This is a genomic window from Streptomyces sp. R21 (genome assembly GCF_041051975.1).
Lineage (GTDB): Bacteria > Actinomycetota > Actinomycetes > Streptomycetales > Streptomycetaceae > Streptomyces.
In genome coordinates, this window is record NZ_CP163435.1 from 4005045 (window position 1) to 4021017 (window position 15973).

General features: G+C 71.7%; 14 protein-coding genes. 7 read left to right on the forward strand and 7 right to left on the reverse strand.

What is annotated here, in order from left to right; genetic code table 11:
- The first annotated feature begins 36 nt into the window (after positions 1–36).
- Positions 37–705 (forward strand): hypothetical protein, encoded by a 669-nt coding sequence (locus tag AB5J56_RS17875; protein WP_369233741.1) that lies wholly within the window; start codon positions 37–39, stop codon positions 703–705.
- 22 nt (positions 706–727) lie between these two features.
- On the opposite strand, the gene AB5J56_RS17880 is transcribed toward AB5J56_RS17875, so the two are convergent.
- Positions 728–2173, reverse strand: coding sequence for a glycine hydroxymethyltransferase (locus AB5J56_RS17880; RefSeq protein ID WP_369233742.1), 1446 nt, complete (start codon positions 2171–2173; stop codon positions 728–730).
- Between the two features lie 254 nt (positions 2174–2427).
- On the opposite strand from AB5J56_RS17880, the gene rocD reads away from it, so the two are divergent.
- Together rocD and AB5J56_RS17890 are read left to right on the forward strand one after the other, a co-directional pair.
- Entirely contained in the window at positions 2428–3633 is a 1206-nt protein-coding gene (rocD, locus tag AB5J56_RS17885; RefSeq protein ID WP_369233743.1) for an ornithine--oxo-acid transaminase, read from the forward strand.
- Between the two features lie 21 nt (positions 3634–3654).
- On the forward strand, positions 3655–4512 hold the full coding sequence (locus AB5J56_RS17890) for a hypothetical protein (RefSeq protein ID WP_369242621.1): 858 nt from the start codon (positions 3655–3657) through the stop codon (positions 4510–4512).
- A 130-nt stretch (positions 4513–4642) separates the two neighbouring features.
- Here AB5J56_RS17890 and AB5J56_RS17895 read toward each other — a convergent pair whose 3' ends face one another.
- Entirely contained in the window at positions 4643–6043 is a 1401-nt protein-coding gene (locus AB5J56_RS17895) for a PLP-dependent aminotransferase family protein (protein ID WP_369233744.1), read from the reverse strand.
- Between the two features lie 47 nt (positions 6044–6090).
- Here AB5J56_RS17895 and AB5J56_RS17900 point away from each other — a divergent pair, with 47 nt between their 5' ends.
- From AB5J56_RS17900 to AB5J56_RS17910, 3 genes are read left to right on the forward strand one after another with little or no spacing between them, the layout of a single operon-like run.
- A complete protein-coding gene (locus tag AB5J56_RS17900) occupies positions 6091–6588 on the forward strand; it encodes a carboxymuconolactone decarboxylase family protein (RefSeq protein WP_369233745.1) in 498 nt (165 codons plus the stop codon).
- 38 nt (positions 6589–6626) lie between these two features.
- On the forward strand, positions 6627–7028 hold the full coding sequence (locus tag AB5J56_RS17905) for a carboxymuconolactone decarboxylase family protein (protein ID WP_369242623.1): 402 nt from the start codon (positions 6627–6629) through the stop codon (positions 7026–7028).
- Positions 7025–7741, forward strand: coding sequence for an isocitrate lyase/phosphoenolpyruvate mutase family protein (locus tag AB5J56_RS17910; protein ID WP_369233746.1), 717 nt, complete (start codon positions 7025–7027; stop codon positions 7739–7741). Before AB5J56_RS17905 ends, AB5J56_RS17910 begins: the two co-directional genes overlap by 4 nt.
- A gap of 27 nt (positions 7742–7768) precedes the next feature.
- On the opposite strand, the gene AB5J56_RS17915 is transcribed toward AB5J56_RS17910, so the two are convergent.
- The 5 genes from AB5J56_RS17915 to AB5J56_RS17935 all read right to left on the reverse strand — a co-directional run bounded on the left by AB5J56_RS17915 (position 7769) and on the right by AB5J56_RS17935 (position 14967).
- On the reverse strand, positions 7769–8725 hold the full coding sequence (locus AB5J56_RS17915) for an ABC transporter substrate-binding protein (protein WP_369233747.1): 957 nt from the start codon (positions 8723–8725) through the stop codon (positions 7769–7771).
- A gap of 1 nt (position 8726) precedes the next feature.
- A complete protein-coding gene (locus AB5J56_RS17920; protein ID WP_369233748.1) occupies positions 8727–10670 on the reverse strand; it encodes an ABC transporter permease in 1944 nt (647 codons plus the stop codon).
- Positions 10670–11803, reverse strand: a complete 1134-nt coding sequence (locus AB5J56_RS17925) for a glycine betaine/L-proline ABC transporter ATP-binding protein (RefSeq protein ID WP_369233749.1) — start codon at positions 11801–11803, stop codon at positions 10670–10672. Before AB5J56_RS17925 ends, AB5J56_RS17920 begins: the two co-directional genes overlap by 1 nt.
- On the reverse strand, positions 11803–13368 hold the full coding sequence (locus tag AB5J56_RS17930) for a GMC family oxidoreductase (protein ID WP_369233750.1): 1566 nt from the start codon (positions 13366–13368) through the stop codon (positions 11803–11805). The genes AB5J56_RS17925 and AB5J56_RS17930 overlap by 1 nt, the downstream gene beginning before the upstream one ends.
- Positions 13369–13446: 78 nt before the next feature.
- Positions 13447–14967 carry an aldehyde dehydrogenase family protein gene (locus AB5J56_RS17935; protein ID WP_369233751.1) on the reverse strand — a complete coding sequence of 507 codons (1521 nt, stop codon included), beginning with the start codon at positions 14965–14967 and terminating at the stop codon, positions 13447–13449.
- A 217-nt stretch (positions 14968–15184) separates the two neighbouring features.
- On the opposite strand from AB5J56_RS17935, the gene AB5J56_RS17940 reads away from it, so the two are divergent.
- The gene (locus AB5J56_RS17940; protein WP_369233752.1) at positions 15185–15946 is read left to right on the forward strand and encodes a hypothetical protein; all 762 of its coding nucleotides are present in this window, start codon (positions 15185–15187) and stop codon (positions 15944–15946) included.
- The last annotated feature ends 27 nt before the right edge of the window (positions 15947–15973 follow it).

Genomic DNA, 15973 nt, shown 5'->3' on the forward strand with positions numbered 1-15973 from the left:
CGGATCGTTTCCGGGAAGAGACAGGGGAGGAGCCGCATGCGCGGGTTCGGTGGACTGGTGGCCACGACGGCGGCGGCGGCCGTGGTGCTGACGGGACCGGGGGCACCGCGGGCGCAGGCCGCGGACCGTGACGTACCCGATCTCGCGCTCGTGGTGACGAACGGCACAGCTCGGACGGTCGCGCTGAAGTCCGGGCAGCGGGACTTCGCCCGGCTCTGGCAGCTGCTGTCGCCCACGCACTCGGACAGCGAGCAGGTCCCGGAGGCCTGGCAGGAAGGCCACCTGCCGCGCGTACGGGTCACCGTGCTGTGGGGGATGACGGGCATCGGGGGCTGGCCGTACACGCAGCGGGCGCCCGGCGGTGACGTCGCCATGGAGCGCGTGGACCAGGTGTTCGAGGCATCCGACGGTGCGGTGTGGGTGCGCACCGATCCGGCGCCGGACGTGGAGGACGACGACATCCGCTGGCACCGGGCGTCGCAGACGGTCTTCGACGAGCTGGACCGGGACGGGCTGCTCGGCGCCAGGGCCACCACCGCAGCCAAGCCGGACGAGGGCCTCTCGGACGGCGTGCGATGGGCGGTCACGGGGCTCGCCGGGGGCCTGGCCCTGGGCGTCGGCGGCAGCCTCCTGATACGCCGCGCGGCGGCCCGGCGCGAGCCCGGACCGCCGCGGGAGCCACGACAGGAACTGATCGATCTCTAGCCTTGTGCGAGACCTCAGGCTCTCAGCCGAGGTCGATCTCCGGGTAGAGCGGGAAGGGCGTCAGCAGGTCGGTCGCGCGGTGGGCGATCTCGTCCGCGATCTTCGGGTCCAGCACGTGCTGGGCCTTGGACGGGGCGCCCGACTTGGTCGTGCCCGGCTCGGCGGTGGTCAGGACGCGGTCGATGAGGCCCGCGATCTCGTCCATCTCGGCCGCGCCCAGGCCGCGCGTGGTGAGCGCGGGGGTGCCGATGCGGATGCCGGAGGTGTACCAGGCGCCGTTCGGGTCGGCGGGGATGGCGTTGCGGTTGGTGACGATGCCCGAGTCGAGGAGCGCGGACTCGGCCTGGCGGCCGGTGAGGCCGTAGGAGGAGGCGACGTCGATCAGGTTGAGGTGGTTGTCCGTGCCGCCGGTGACCAGGGTGGCGCCGCGGCGCATCAGGCCCTCGGCGAGCGCGCGGGCGTTGTCGACGACGGCCTGGGCGTAGACGCGGAACTCGGGGCGGCGGGCCTCGGCGAGCGCGACGGCCTTGGCGGCCATGACGTGCGGGAGCGGGCCGCCCAGCACCATCGGGCAGCCGCGGTCGACCTGGTCCTTGAGCGAGTCGTCGCACAGGACCATGCCGCCGCGCGGGCCGCGCAGCGACTTGTGCGTGGTGGTCGTGACGATCTGGGCGTGCGGGACCGGGTCGAAGTCGCCGGTGAGGACCTTGCCCGCGACCAGACCGGCGAAGTGCGCCATGTCGACCATGAGCGTGGCGCCGACCTCGTCGGCGATCTCCCGCATGATCCGGAAGTTCACCAGACGCGGGTAGGCGGAGTACCCGGCGACGATGATCAGCGGCTTGAACTCGCGGGCGGACGCGCGCAGGGCCTCGTAGTCGATGAGCCCGGTGGCCGGGTCGGTGCCGTAGGAGCGCTGGTCGAACATCTTGCCGGAGATGTTCGGGCGGAAGCCGTGCGTGAGGTGGCCGCCCGCGTCCAGGGACATGCCGAGCATGCGCTGGTTGCCGAAGGCCTGGCGCAGCTCGGCCCAGTCGGCGTCGGAGAGGTCGTTGACGTTGCGGACACCGGCCTTGGCGAGCGCCGGGACCTCCACGCGGTCGGCGAGGACGGCCCAGAAGGCGACCAGGTTGGCGTCGATGCCGGAGTGCGGCTGGGCGTACGCGTGCCGGGCGCCGAAGAGCTCGCGGGCGTGCTCGGCGGCGAGGGCCTCGACGGTGTCGACGTTGCGACAGCCGGCGTAGAAGCGGCGGCCGACGGTGCCCTCGGCGTACTTGTCGCTGAACCAGTTGCCCATGGCCAGGAGCGTGGCCGGGGAGGCGTAGTTCTCGGAGGCGATCAGCTTGAGCATCTCGCGCTGGTCGTGGATCTCCTGGCCGATGGCGTCGGCGACGCGCGGTTCGACGGCACGGATCACGTCGAGGGCGGCGCGGAAGGCGGTGGACTCGGTGGAGAGGGGTTCTGACATTGGCGGGACCTCCGGACGGCGTGGGTTCAGCGTTCACGGTTCGGCCCAGGCGCACGGCACACAGTTGCTGGACCTGCGTACTTCCGTACGACGTCCAGGGCCGCTCCCCGATGGTCGGTCCCATCCCAGCGCGCCAGTCACGGCCCGCCGGTCAGCCTACCGGGCGCGCCGGAGCGGCACCTTCCCTCGTCCACCATGCGAGCAACGATAGGAAGAGGGCCACAAGCACCCGTGCGGTCGGAAACGGAGCCACCATGAGCACCACCGAAACCCTCATCACCGCCGCCGACGCCCACAGCGCGCACAACTACCATCCGCTGCCGGTCGTGGTCGCCACCGCTGACGGGGCCTGGATGACGGACGTCGAGGGCCGCCGCTACCTCGACCTGCTGGCCGGATACTCGGCGCTCAACTTCGGCCACGGCAACCGGCGGCTGATCGACGCGGCCAAAGCCCAGCTGGACCGGGTGACACTGACCTCGCGGGCCTTCCACCACGACCGGTTCGCCGACTTCTGCGGGCAACTCGCCGAGTTGTGCGGGATGGAGCTGGTGCTGCCGATGAACACCGGCGCCGAGGCCGTGGAGACCGCCGTGAAGACGGCCCGCAAGTGGGGCTACCGGGTCAAGGGCGTGCCCTCCGGAATGGCGAAGATCGTCGTCGCGGGCGGCAACTTCCACGGCCGTACGACGACGATCATCAGCTTCTCCACGGACCCCGAGGCACGGGCGGACTACGAGCCGTACACCCCGGGCTTCGAGATCGTGCCGTACGGCGATCTCACCGCGATGCGCGCGGCGCTCACGGAGAACGCGGTGGCGGTGCTCCTGGAGCCGATCCAGGGCGAGGCGGGGGTGCTGGTGCCGCCGCCCGGCTATCTGGCGGGCGTGCGCGAACTGACCCGCGAGCGCGGCGTCCTCTTCGTCGCGGACGAGATCCAGTCGGGCCTGGGCCGCACCGGGAAGACCTTCGCGTGCGAGCACGAGGGTGTGGTGCCCGACATGTACGTGCTCGGCAAGGCACTCGGCGGCGGGGTCGTGCCCGTCTCGGCGGTGGTGTCCTCGCGCGAGGTGCTCGGCGTGTTCCGACCGGGCGAGCACGGTTCGACGTTCGGCGGGAACCCCCTCGCGTGCGCGGTGGCGCTGGAGGTGATCGCGATGCTGCGGACGGGCGAGTACCAGCGCCGGGCGGCCGAGCTGGGCGACCATCTCCACCGCGAACTGGGCCTGTTGACCGGCACCGGCCATGTGACCGCCGTGCGCGGGCGCGGTCTGTGGGCGGGCGTCGACATCGCCCCTTCGTACGGCACGGGCCGTGAGATCTCCGAGAAGCTGATGGACCGGGGGGTGCTGGTGAAGGACACCCACGGGTCCACCATCCGCGTCGCACCGCCGCTGGTGATCAGCAAGGAGGACCTGGACTGGGGGCTGCACCAGCTCCGGGCGGTGCTGGGCGCGTAGATTCCGTTCGTGCTCTTTGGAATGGTGTGCGCCCTCGGCGCGGCGGTCTGCTTCGGTACGGCGACGGTGTTGCAGGCGATCGCCGCGCGGGAGGCATCCGACGGCTCGGCGCCCGGCGGCTCGTCACCCGGCGGTGAGGCCGCGCTGCTGCTGCGGGCGATGCGGCAGTGGCGGTATCTCGCGGGTCTCGCGCTCGACGGGGTCGGGTTCCTCCTCCAGATCGCCGCGCTGCGGTCGCTGCCGATCTACGCGGTCGGGGCGGCGCTCGCCGCGAGCCTCGCCGTGACCGCGGTCGTCGCGGCGCGGCTGCTGCAGGTGAGGCTGAGCCAGGTCGAGTGGGGCGCGGTGGGGGTCGTGTGCGCGGGGCTGGCGATGCTGGGGCTGGCGTCCGGCACGGAGGGCGACCGGGCCGGGTCACTGACCCTGAAATACGTGATGCTCGGTACGGCGGTGGGGGTGCTGCTGCTCGGGGCCGTCGCCGGGCGGCTGCCCGAGCGCGGGCGGGCGCTGGCCCTCGGTCTCGGCGCCGGGTTCGGCTTCGGGGTGGTCGAGGTCGCGGTGCGGCTCATCGACGACCTGGGGGTCGGATCGCTGCTCACGAATCCGGCGACGTACGCCCTGCTCCTGGGCGGTGGTGCGGCGTTCCTGCTGCTCACGTCCGCGCTGCAACGCGGCTCGGTCACCACGGCCACCGCCGGCCTGGTGATCGGGGAGACGATCGGGCCGGCGCTGGTGGGGGTGGTGTGGCTCGGGGACCGAACCCGGGAGGGCCTGGGCTGGCTGGCGATCCTCGGCTTCGCCGTCGCGGTGGCGGGGGCGTTGGCACTGGCCCGGTTCGGCGAGGCGCCGGAGGCAGCAGAGGCGGAGGCGGTGGCCTAGGGTCAGCGGGCTATTTAGCCCGTCCGGCGTTTGAGGACGAGCGCGTCAGCGCGATGCGGGGGGAGAGGGGGCGCAGCCCCCAGGACAACGGGCAGGGTAGGGGCGGAGGGGGCGAAAAAATGCCCTGCTCCTACGCCGACGGCAGCGCCCTGCACAGGGCGTCCAGCGCCCCCGCCCAGGCGTGATCCGGCGGGGTGCCGTACCCCACGACCAGCGCATCCCGATGGGCCCCGGCCGCGTGGGCGTGACGGTAGCGGGCGAGGCCGTGCAGGGCCAGCCCCTGCCAGGCCGCCGCGCGGACCACCGACTGCTCGGCCCCCGCCGGGAGTTGAAGCACGGCGTGCAGCCCGGCCGCGATGCCGGTGACCCGCACGCCGGGCGCCTGCGCGGCAAGCGCCGCGACCAGGGCGTCACGGCGCCGCCGGTAACGCAGCCGGGCAGCGCGCACATGACGGTCGTACGCACCGGACGTGAGGAACTCCGCCAGCGTCAGCTGGTCCAGGACCCCGGTGGACCAGCCACCGTCGCGCTTGAGCGCCACGACCTCGCCCGCGAGCGACGCCGGCAGCACCATCCAGCCGAGCCGCAGGCCGGGGGCCAGGGACTTGCTGGCGGTGCCGAGGTAGACGAGGTGTTCGGGGTCCAGCCCCTGGAGCGCCCCCACCGGCTGCCGGTCGTAGCGGAACTCGCCGTCGTAGTCGTCCTCCAGGATCAGCCCGCCGGTGCGCCGCGCCCAGTCGACGGCGGCGGCCCGCCGGTCGGGATGGAGCGGGACGCCCATCGGGAACTGGTGCGCCGGAGTCAGCAGCACGGCCCGTGCACCCGCCAACTTCCCTGTGTCCGTGCCGAGTTCGTCGATCGGCAGCGGCACGGTGCGCAGCCCGGCCCGCTCCAGCAGGTTCCGGTGCACATCGAGGCCGTACGACTCCACGGCGAGCGACCGCAGCCCCCGCCCCCGCAGCACCGCGCCGAGCAGGGCCAGCCCGTCCGCGAACCCGGAGCAGATCACGATGTGTTCGGGGTCCGCGCGAACGCCCCGGGCGCGGGCCAGGTAGACCGAGAGCGCGGTGCGCAGTTCGACGCGGCCGCGCGGATCGCCGTAGCCGAGGACGTCGTAGGGGGCCGCCGCGAGGGCGCGCCGGGCGGCCTTGAGCCATTCCGTGCGGGGGAAGGAGGCGAGGTCGGGGGTGCCGGGGACGAGGTCGTAGGCGGGGCGGCCCGGCTCGCGCGGGCGGGGCGCGGTGTCCGGCGCGCGTTGCGGGACGGGGCGCTCGGCGACCCGCGTGCCCGAGCCCTGGCGTGCGGTGAGCCATCCCTCGGCGACGAGATCGGCGTACGCGTCGGCGACCGTGTTGCGCGCGATGCCCAGGTCCGCGGCGAGGGAGCGGGAGGAGGGGAGGCGGGTGCCGGGGGCGAGACGGGCGCTGCGGACCGCCTCGCGCAGGGCGTCGGTCAGGCCCCGGCGCAGGCCGCCGGAGCCGGCCGGTTCCAGGTGTAGGTCGAGGTCCGAAGTGGCCCAGGTTTTCGCCATGGAAATGGACCATACCCTTGGGCTGCTCCGCTCCTAGGGTCGAGGACATGAGCACTGAGGAAAACGTCCCGTACGCCGCCGAACAGGCCCCCCGCCTGCAGTGGGCCCAGCACGCACCCGAGGTCTACAAGGCGATGCTCCGGCTGGACACCGCCGCCCGGCAGGGCCTGGAGCCCAAGCTGTACGAGCTGGTGAAGATCCGCGCCTCACAGATCAACCACTGCGCGTTCTGCCTCGACATGCACACCAAGGACGCGCTCGCGGCCGGTGAGAGCGTCGAGCGGATCATCCAGCTCAGCGCGTGGGAGGAGTCCCGGCACTTCTACACCGAGCAGGAGCTGGCCGCGATCGAGCTGACCGAGGCGATCACCGTCCTCACCGACGGTTTCGTGCCGGACGAGGTGTACGAGCGGGCCGCCAAGCAGTTCGAGGAGGCCGAGCTGGCCCAGCTGATCGCCGCGATCACGGTGATCAACGCGTGGAACCGGTTCGGGGTGAGCACCCGCATGACACCGGGCCACTACGAGGCGGGCCCGCACAAGTGAGCCGTACACACCTCCTTGACCAGCGGGTCGGCCGGGCCATGTCCGCACTGAGCGCCGCCGCGAAGAAGGGCCTCGGCGACCCGGAGCTCGCGGAACTCGTGATGATCCGCGCCTCACAGATCAACCACTGCGCGTTCTGCCTCGACATGCATCTCACGATCGCCCGCGAGCAGGGCGTCGACCAGAAGCGGCTCGATCTCCTCGACGCCTGGGAGGAGGCCGGGGACCTCTACAGCGAGCGCGAGCGGGCCGCCCTCGCGCTCACCGAAGCGGTCACCGTCCTGACCGACGGGTTCGTGCCCGACGAGGTCTACGCGGCGGCCGCCAAGCACTTCGACGAGGACCGACTCGCCCATCTCATCGGGCTGATCACCGCCATCAACGGGTGGAACCGGCTGATGGTCAGCCGCCGTATCGCGCCGGGAGGCTACACACCGTGAGCAAGGTCGAGACGTTCCGCGCGCTGCACCGACACCGCCTGCCCGGCGCTCCGTTGGTCCTTCCCGGGCCGTGGGACGCCGCCTCCGCGCGGGTGTTCGCCGACGCGGGATTCCCGGCGCTCGCGACACCCAGCGCCGGGGTGGCCGCCTCGCTGGGGTACGAGGACGGAGAGACGCCCGCCGTGGAAATGTTCGCGGCGGTCGGGCGGATCGTCCGGTCCGTCGAGGTGCCGGTGTCCGCGGACATCGAGGACGGGTACGGGCTCGCGCCTAAGGAGCTGGTGGAACGGCTCCTGGAGACGGGCGCCGTGGGCTGCAACCTCGAGGACTCACGCGAGGGTGTTCTCAAGGATGCGGCCCGCCACGCCGACTGGCTCGCCGAGGTGCGCGCCGCCGCGGCGGACGCGCTGTTCATCAACGCGCGCGTCGACACGTTCCTGCGCGGGGTCACCGATCCCGAACGGGCCATCGAGCGGGCCGCGCTGTACGTGGCGGCGGGTGCCGACTGCGTGTACCCGATCGTCGCGCCCGTCGGCGTACTGCCGCTGCTGCGGGCCGGGATCCAGGGGCCGGTCAATGTGTTCGCCGGGACGGACGAGGGCCCCTCGTTCGCCGAGCTCGGCGAACGAGGGGCCACCCGGATCACGTTCGGGCCGGGGCTGCAGCGTGCGGCGACCGAGGCGTTGCGAGGGATCGCCGCCGAGCTGCGGTAGTCCCCAGATCTACGGCGGCCCCCGGTTCTACGGCAGCCACGCCTTCCACGTGGACGCGTGGCTGCCCACCCACTTCTTCGCCGCTTCCTGCGCGGTCAGCTTGTCGCCCGCGATCATCAACGACACCTCGTTCTGGTCCTCCGTCGTCCACTTGAAGTTCTTCAGGAAGGCCGCCGCCTTGCCGCCGCTCTTGGCGAAGTCCGCGTTGAGGTACTTCTGGAGCGGGGTGTGCGGGTAGGCGCAGGCGACCTTCTCCGCGTCGGCGTCGCAGCCCTCCTTGTAGGCGGGGAGCTTCACCTCGGTCATCGGGACCTTCTTGAAGAGCCACTGGGGTGAGTACCAGTAGGTGAGGAAGGGCTTCTTCTCCTTGGCGAACTGCTTCATCTGGGTGATCTGCGCCGCCTCCGAACCGGCGAACACCACCTGGTAGTTCAGTTTCAGATTGTTGACCAGGGCCTTGTCGTTGGTGACGTACGACGGGGAGCCGTCGAGGAGTTGGCCCTTGCCGCCGCTCTCGGCGGTGCGCAGCTGGTCGGCGTACTTGTTGAGGTTCTTCCAGTTCGTGACGTCGGGGTGCTGCTTGGCGAAGTACGTCGGGACGAACCAGCCGATGTGGCCGGTGACGCCGAGGCCGCCGCCGCTCGTGATGGTCTTCTTGTCCTTGACGTACCGCTTCTCCTGGTCGGGGTGGCCCCAGTCCTCCATGATCGCGTCGACGCGGCCCTGGCTGAGCGCGTCCCAGGCGGGCACCTCGTCCACCTGGACGGTGTCGACGCGGTAGCCGAGTTCGTGCTCCAACAGGTACTGCGCGACGGCCACGTTGGCCTGTGCGCCGACCCAGGACTGCACGGAGAGGGTCACGGTCTTGGCGCCCTGGGCGTTGGCGTAGGGCGAGGCCTGCTTGGTCATGTCGGCGGCGCCGCAGCCGGTCAGCAGCAACAGGGCCGAGGCGCCGGCCACCGCGGAAATCGTACGTATGCGCATGTCAGGCTCCCTTCCTCGCGCGGCGTTCCGTCGGCTGCGTCACCCGGTCGAGCATCAGGCCGAGGCAGACGATCGCCGCGCCGGCGACGAGGCCGGTGGCCAGGTCGCCCTGGGCGAGCCCGAACACGACGTCGTAGCCGAGCGCGCCACCGCCGACCAGGCCGCCGATGATGACGACGGCGAGGACCAGCACGACACCCTGGTTGAGGGCGAGGAGCAGCGACGAGCGGGCCAACGGCAGCTGGACCTGGCGCAGTTGCTGCGCGCCGGTGGCGCCGAGGGAACGGGCGGACTCCAGCGCGGCGGGGTCGACCGCGCGCAGGCCCTGGGTGGTGATGCGGACGACGGCGGGCAGCGCGTAGACGACGGCCGCGGCGACGGCCGGGGCGCGGCCGATGCCGAACAGGGCGACCACGGGGATGAGGTACACGAACTGCGGCATCGTCTGGAAGACGTCCAGGACCGGGCGCAGGGCCCGCTCCACGCGTTCGCTGCGGGCGGCCGCGATGCCGGTCGCGAAGCCGAGGACGAGGGTCACGGCGACCGCGGCCAGGACCTGGGAGAGGGTGTCGAGGGACGGCTCCCAGACGCCGAGGACGCCGATCGCGGCCATGGCGAGGACGGCGGTCAGAGCAGTGCGCCAGGTGCCGATCAGCCAGGCGAGGGTGGCGACGATCAGCAGGACGGACCACCAGGGCAGCCAGAGCAGGCCGTCCCGGAGCGGGTCGAGGACCCAGGTGGTGAAGTGGCCGGCCCAGTCGGCGGTGCCGCCGATGTAGGGGACGCCGGAGTAGAGGTGGCCGGTCATCCAGTCGACGGCGCGGTTCACGGGTTCGGCGATGCCGACCGACCAGGACTCGGGCCAGTCGAGGCGGCCGGCGAGCCGTCCGGCGAGCGCGACGGCCACGGCGGCGACGGCCGCGTAACCCCAGTGCAGGGGGTTGCCGCCCGGCTGCCCGAGGCGCTCTCCCGCCGCTCCCGTCACCCGGTCGAGGACGACGGCGAGCAGCACGATCGGGATGCCGGCGGCGAGCGCGGCGCCCACGTCGACGGAGGCGAGGGCCTGGTAGACGCGGTCGCCGAGGCCGCCCGCGCCGATCACCGAGGCGATGACGGCCATGGACAGCGCCATCATGATCGTCTGGTTGAGGCCGAGGAGGAGTTCCTTGCGGGCCAGCGGAAGGCGGGCGGTCAGCAGCCGCTGGCGGGCCGTGGCGCCGAGCGAGGCGACGGCCTCCATCACTCCGGCGTCGGCGTCGCGCAGGCCGAGGGCGGTGAGCCGGGCCATGGGCGGGGCGGCGTACACGACGGTGGCGAGCACGGCCGCGGGCACGCCGATGCCGAAGACCAGGACGACGGGGAGCAGGTAGGCGAAGGCCGGGAGCACCTGCATGGTGTCGAGGACCGGGCGCAGGGCGCGGTAGGTGCGGTCGGAGAGCCCGGCGGCGAGGCCGAGCAGGGCGCCCAGTACGACGGACGCGAGTACGGCGACCACCATGAGCGCCAGCGTCTGCATGGTCGGCACCCACATGCCGAGCAGCCCGCAGGCGAGGAACGCGGCGGCCGTGCCGAGCGCCAGCCGGACGCCCGCGACCCGCCAGGCGGTGAGTGCCGCGACGGCCGTGACGCCGGCCCAGCCTGCCGCGAGCAGCACCAGGTAGACGGCGCGCACGGACAGGACGACGGCGTTGCTGATGTAGCCGAAGAAGTACAGGAACAGCGGGTGGCTGTCCCGGTTGTCGATGATCCAGTCGCTGGTCCTGCCGAGTGGCTCGCTGAGGTCGACGGTCAGCGCGTGCGGCCAACTGCCGCTCGCCCACCGGGCGTTGGCCAGCGGCACCAGGACGGCCGCGACGACGGCGAGCAGCAGGAGCTTGCCGACGGCGCGGTTTCTCAAGCCGCCGGGCAGGACGGAGCCGGGGACGGGTGTGGTGACCGTAGCCATCAGACCGCCTCCTTGTGCAGCTCCACTCCGGCCACGACACGGAGCAACCTCTCGTGGTCCACGACGCCCAGACAGCGGCCGTCCTCCACGACGCAGGCGGCCTTGCCGTTGCCGACGACGGTCTTGATCGCGTCGGCGACGACGGTGTCGGGGGCGAGGCCGGCCGGATGCGCCGGGGCACCGCAGTCCCCGCCGCGCATGGCGGTGCGGACGGTCATGACCTGCTCGCGCGGCACGTCCCGGACGAACTCGCGTACGTAGTCGTCGGCGGGCGAGCCGACGATCTCCTCGGGGGTGCCGAGCTGCACGATCCGGCCGTCGCGCATCAGGGCGATGCGGTCGCCGAGGCGCAGCGCCTCGTTCAGGTCGTGGGTGATGAAGACCATCGTGCGGCCCTCCTCGTGGTGCAGCCGGATGACCTCCTCCTGCATGTCGCGCCGGATCAGCGGGTCGAGCGCGCTGAACGGCTCGTCGAAGAGCAGGACCTGGGGGTCGACGGCGAGTGCGCGGGCAAGGCCGACGCGCTGCTGCTGACCACCGGAGAGCTGGCCGGGCCTGCGCTGCTCCATGCCCTCCAGGCCGACCTTGGCGACGATCTCCTGGGCGCGCCTCCTGCGCTCGCCCTTGCCGACGCCCTGGATCTCCAGGCCGTAGGCGACGTTGTCGAGGACGGACTTGTGCGGGAGCAGGCCGAAGTGCTGGAAGACCATCGAGGCGCGGTGGCGGCGGAGTTCGCGCAGCCGGGCGGTGTCCATGGCGAGGACGTCCTCGTCGTCGATCGCGACGGCGCCGGAGGTCGGCTCGATGAGCCGGGTCAGACAGCGGACGAGGGTGGACTTGCCGGAGCCGGACAGGCCCATGACGACGAAGACCTCGCCCTTGTGCACGTCGAAGCTGACATCGCGCACGGCGGCGGTGCAGCCGGTGCGGGTGCGCAGCTCGGCGGGGCTGAGCGCGGTGAGTTCGGGGTCGCCGGGTATGCGGTCGGCCTTCGGTCCGAACACCTTCCACAGGTTGCGCACGGAGAAGACGGGCTGGGCGGCCTTGTCTGCGGGAGTGGTGGCGGTGGCGGGAGTGGTGGCGGTGGTGGCGGGTGTGGTCGCCGTGGCGGTGCCAGGGGTCGTCTTGCTCATCACGCATCACTTCCGATCAGGTCGGCGCACTTCTCCCCGACCATGAGCACCCCGATCATCGGGTTCACGGCGGGCATGGTCGGGAAGACGGACGCATCGGCGATCCGGATGCCGTCGAGGCCCCGGATGCGCAACTCGGGGTCGACAACGGCGAGTTGGTCGTCGATCGCGCCCATACGGCAGGTGCCCGCCGGGTGGTACACGGTGTGCGCGACCTTGCGGGCGTACTCGCTCAGCTCCTCGTCACCCGTGACGTCGGGCCCGGGACACACCTCGCGCTTCAACCAGCCCGCGAGCGGTGCGGACTTGGCGATCTCGCGGGCGATCCTGATGCCGTCGACGAGGGTGCGGCCGTCGTAGTCGTCCTCGTCCGTGAAGTAGCGGAAGTCGAGGGCGGGCTTCTCGGCCGGGTCGGCGCTGGTCAGGTAGAGACGGCCGCGGCTGTGCGGCTTGGGGATGTTGGGAGTCATCGAGACGCCGTGCGCGGGGCGTTCGTAGCCGAGGCGCTCCGGATTGTCCGTGAACGGGATCTGGTAGAAGTGGAACATCAGGTCGGGGCCCGGGTGTTCGGGGTCGCGGCGTACGAACAGACCCGCGTCGGAGTCCATCGCGGAGTTCTCGGGGATGGGTCCGTGCGTCTCCCAGACGATCACCGACTCGGGGTGGTCGAGCAGGTTCTCGCCGACACCCGGGAGGTCGTGCACGACGGGGATGCCGAGCGCCTCCAGGTCCGCGCGCGGCCCGATGCCGGAGTGCATCAGCAGCCGCGGCGAGTCCACGGCGCCCGCGCACAGCAGGACCTCACGCCGAGCCCGTACGAGGGTCTCCGCACCGTCCTTGCCGCGCACGTGCACGCCCGTCGCGCGCGTACCCTCCAGCTCCAGCCTGTGCGCCCAGGTCTCCAGGAGGATGCGGAGGTTGGGGCGCTCGTCCATCACCGGGTGCAGATACGCCACCGACGCGCTGGAGCGCTTGTTGTTCTCCGGGTGGTACGCCAGGTCGAAGAAGCCGACGCCCTCGGTGAACGGCTTCTGGTTGAAGCCCTCGACGCGCGGCACGCCCAGCGCGGACTGCGCGGCGTCCACGAAGTCACGGGCGATGGCGTTCCGGTCCTTCTCGTCGACGGGGACGATGTTGTTCAGAAGGCGCGCGAAGTACGCCTCCATCGGGACCGCGCCCCAGCCCTTGGCGCCCGCCGACTCCCACTCGTCCCAGTCGGACGGCAGCGGCTTGAACGCGATGAGCGTGTTGTGGGAGGAGCATCCGCCGAGGACACGGGCCCGGCTGTGCCGGATGTGCGAGTTGCCGCGTGGCTGCTCGGTCGTCGGGTAGTCGTAGTCCAGCTCGCCGCCGAGCAGACCCATCCACCGGCGCAGCGTCAGGACGTCGTCGCGGCCGACGTCACTGGGGCCGCCCTCGATGACGGCGACGGTCACGTCGGGGTTCTCGGTCAGGCGGGACGCGATCACGGAGCCCGCGGTGCCGCCTCCGATGACGACGTAGTCGTACGTGTCGAGCGCGTCCTGCGATTCCTGCGCGTCGTACGTGTTCTCGTGCTCGGGCATGGGGGGATGCTCCTCTGGTCGTGCAAGGTGCTACGCGTAATCGGTCGGTCGTACGCAGCTGGGGACGGGGTCGGTCGGTCAGCCGGCGAACCACCTCACCGGGCGCGGGCTCAAGTTCTGGTACACGTGCTTGGTCTCGCGGTACTCGGCGAGTCCGGCCGGGCCGAGCTCGCGGCCGACGCCGCTCTTTCCGAAGCCGCCCCACTCCGCCTGCGGGAGGTAGGGGTGGAAGTCGTTGATCCAGACGGTGCCGTGCCGCAGGCGTCCGGCGACGCGGCGGGCGCGGCCCGCGTCGGCGGTCCAGACGGCGCCGGCGAGCCCGTACTCGGTGTCGTTGGCGAGCGCGACGGCCTCGTCCTCGGTGCGGAAGGTCTCGACGGTGAGGACCGGCCCGAAGACCTCCTCCCGTACGACCTTCATGTCACGGTGGCACTGGTCGAGGACGGTCGGCTCGTAGAAATAGCCAGTGGCGGGGCGCTCGGCGGACGGCTCGGGCCGCTTGCCGCCGGACCGCAGTACCGCACCTTCCGCGAGGGCCGAGGCGACGTACGCCTCGGTCTTCTCGCGCTGCTGCTCGGAGACGAGCGGGCCGCACTCGACGCCGTCCTCGGTGCCGCGGCCGAGCCTGATCAGGCCGGCCCTGCGGGCGAGTTCGGCGACGAAGCGTTCCCTGACGCTCTCCTCGACGATGAGACGGCCGCCCGCCGAGCAGACCTGGCCGCTGTGGATGAAGGCGGCGTTCAAGGCCTGGTCGACGGCGGTGTCGAAGCCCTCCTCGGTCGAACAGGCGTCGGCGAACACGACGTTGGGGTTCTTGCCGCCCAGCTCCAGCGCGACCTTCTTCACGCTCACGGCGGCGGCCTGCGCGACCTTCGTGCCGCTGGCGAGACCACCGGTGAACGAGACGAGGTCGACGTCCGGGTGCTCGGCGAGCCGGGCGCCGACGGTGTGACCGGGTCCGGTGACGATGTTCGCGGCGCCGGCGGGCAGTCCGGCCTCCGCGAGCAGGCCGATCAGCTCGACCGTGGTCAGCGGGGTGATCTCGCTCGGCTTGACGACGAAGGTGTTGCCTGCGGCGAGCGCGGGGGCGATCTTCCAACTGGCCTGCAGCAACGGGTAGTTCCAGGGCGTGATCATCGCGCAGACACCGACGGGCTCGTGCACGACGACGCTGTGGATCTCGTCCGACCCGGCGTCGACGACGCGGCCGCCGCCCTCCCCCACGACGAGGTCGGCGAAGTACCGGAAGGCGTCGGCGACGCAGTCGATGTCGACGCGCCCCTCCTCGACGGTCTTGCCCGCGTCGCGGCTCTCCAGCAGCCCGAGCCGTTCGCGGTCGCGTACGAGGAGGTCGGCGACGCGGCGCAGCAGGGCGGCGCGCTCGGCGACGGGGGTGCGGGGCCACGGGCCCTCGTCGAAGGCGCGGCGGGCCGCGGCGATCGCCGCGTCCGTGTCCTGCCCGTCGCCTTCGGCGACCACGGCGAACGGCTTGGCGTCGGCGGGATCGATGATCTCGCGGGTGGCGCCGGAGACGGCTTCAAGCCACTCTCCGCCCACGTGGATGGTCTGCTGCGCCTGTCGTTCGACTGGTCCGGCCATGATCGGTATTGCCTTCCGTTCCTGTTCAGTGCCCCTGCGTCACACTCGTGTCACCTTCGGGGGCCGTGAGCGCATGCCCCCGCCCCCCGGGATGCATGCGCAATCCATGGCCAGAAGTGCGCTGCATCACTGAAAATGCGGACAAAGAGTCGCAAAAGTACGCTGAGGAGTGAGTGGCGAGTCCCTGATGGGTGATGCGCACCGGGGAGGTGACGCGATGGCCGGGAAGACGGTGGCGTGCACGGTCGCGGTCGCGGCTCTCCTCCTCTCGCCGGGGCTCTCCGCCCTCGCCCGGGCGGACGACGGTGGCGGCGCGAGCGCGCAGGAGCTCTCCGACAAGGCGCAGGAGACGTTGCTGAAGGCGAAGTCGGTCCATCTGAAACTCACGGACGACAGCGCGGGCACGCGCACCAGCACGACCCAGCCGACCTCGATGGACCTCGCCCTCGACCAGGACGGCAACTGCGCCGGCTCCATGGAGATGGGCTCCGGCGGGGGCAGCGTGAAGATCATCGTGCGGGGCGACCAGGTCTGGATGAAGCCGGACGCGGCCTTCTGGAAGGCCCAGGTCCCCGGCGGCCAGGGCGACGCGGCTGCCGAGCTGTTCAAGAACCGGTACATCCACGGCTCCACCGCCGACGCCCTGCTCAAGGGCATGGCCGACAGCTGCGACCTCGACTCCCTCCAGCAGCAGATCACCAGCGACCCGGACGAGCAGCACGCGCTGAAGAAGGGCTCCGAGACGAAGGTCGACGGCGCGAAGGTCATCCCGCTGTCGTTCAGGGAGGGCGGCAAGAAGACCGTGCTCTACGTCAGCACGGACTCCGACCACCACCTCGTCAAGGCGACCGAGAAGAGCGCCGACTCCGATCTCACCCTGCTGTTCACGGACTACGACAAGCCGGTCCCGTCGGCCACGCCGTCGGCGGCCGAGTCGGTCGACATCTCGAAGCTGCAGGGCGAGCTGCAGAAGATCTGAGACGCGGACGTTTTCTTTGACTACAGT

Excerpts from the sequence above, each read along its gene's own strand:
- AB5J56_RS17900 (WP_369233745.1), top strand. The coding sequence starts at position 6,091 with ATGAGCACTGAGGAAAACGTCCCGTACGCCGCCGAACAGGCCCCCCGC.
- AB5J56_RS17925 (WP_369233749.1), bottom strand. The coding sequence starts at position 11,803 with ATGAGCAAGACGACCCCTGGCACCGCCACGGCGACCACACCCGCCACC.
- AB5J56_RS17890 (WP_369242621.1), top strand. The coding sequence starts at position 3,655 with ATGGTGTGCGCCCTCGGCGCGGCGGTCTGCTTCGGTACGGCGACGGTG.
- AB5J56_RS17940 (WP_369233752.1), top strand. The coding sequence starts at position 15,185 with ATGGCCGGGAAGACGGTGGCGTGCACGGTCGCGGTCGCGGCTCTCCTC.
- AB5J56_RS17905 (WP_369242623.1), top strand. The coding sequence starts at position 6,627 with ATGTCCGCACTGAGCGCCGCCGCGAAGAAGGGCCTCGGCGACCCGGAG.
- rocD (WP_369233743.1), top strand. The coding sequence starts at position 2,428 with ATGAGCACCACCGAAACCCTCATCACCGCCGCCGACGCCCACAGCGCG.
- AB5J56_RS17915 (WP_369233747.1), bottom strand. The coding sequence starts at position 8,725 with ATGCGCATACGTACGATTTCCGCGGTGGCCGGCGCCTCGGCCCTGTTG.
- AB5J56_RS17930 (WP_369233750.1), bottom strand. The coding sequence starts at position 13,368 with ATGCCCGAGCACGAGAACACGTACGACGCGCAGGAATCGCAGGACGCG.
- AB5J56_RS17895 (WP_369233744.1), bottom strand. The coding sequence starts at position 6,043 with ATGGCGAAAACCTGGGCCACTTCGGACCTCGACCTACACCTGGAACCG.
- AB5J56_RS17920 (WP_369233748.1), bottom strand. The coding sequence starts at position 10,670 with ATGGCTACGGTCACCACACCCGTCCCCGGCTCCGTCCTGCCCGGCGGC.
- AB5J56_RS17875 (WP_369233741.1), top strand. The coding sequence starts at position 37 with ATGCGCGGGTTCGGTGGACTGGTGGCCACGACGGCGGCGGCGGCCGTG.
- AB5J56_RS17935 (WP_369233751.1), bottom strand. The coding sequence starts at position 14,967 with ATGGCCGGACCAGTCGAACGACAGGCGCAGCAGACCATCCACGTGGGC.
- AB5J56_RS17880 (WP_369233742.1), bottom strand. The coding sequence starts at position 2,173 with ATGTCAGAACCCCTCTCCACCGAGTCCACCGCCTTCCGCGCCGCCCTC.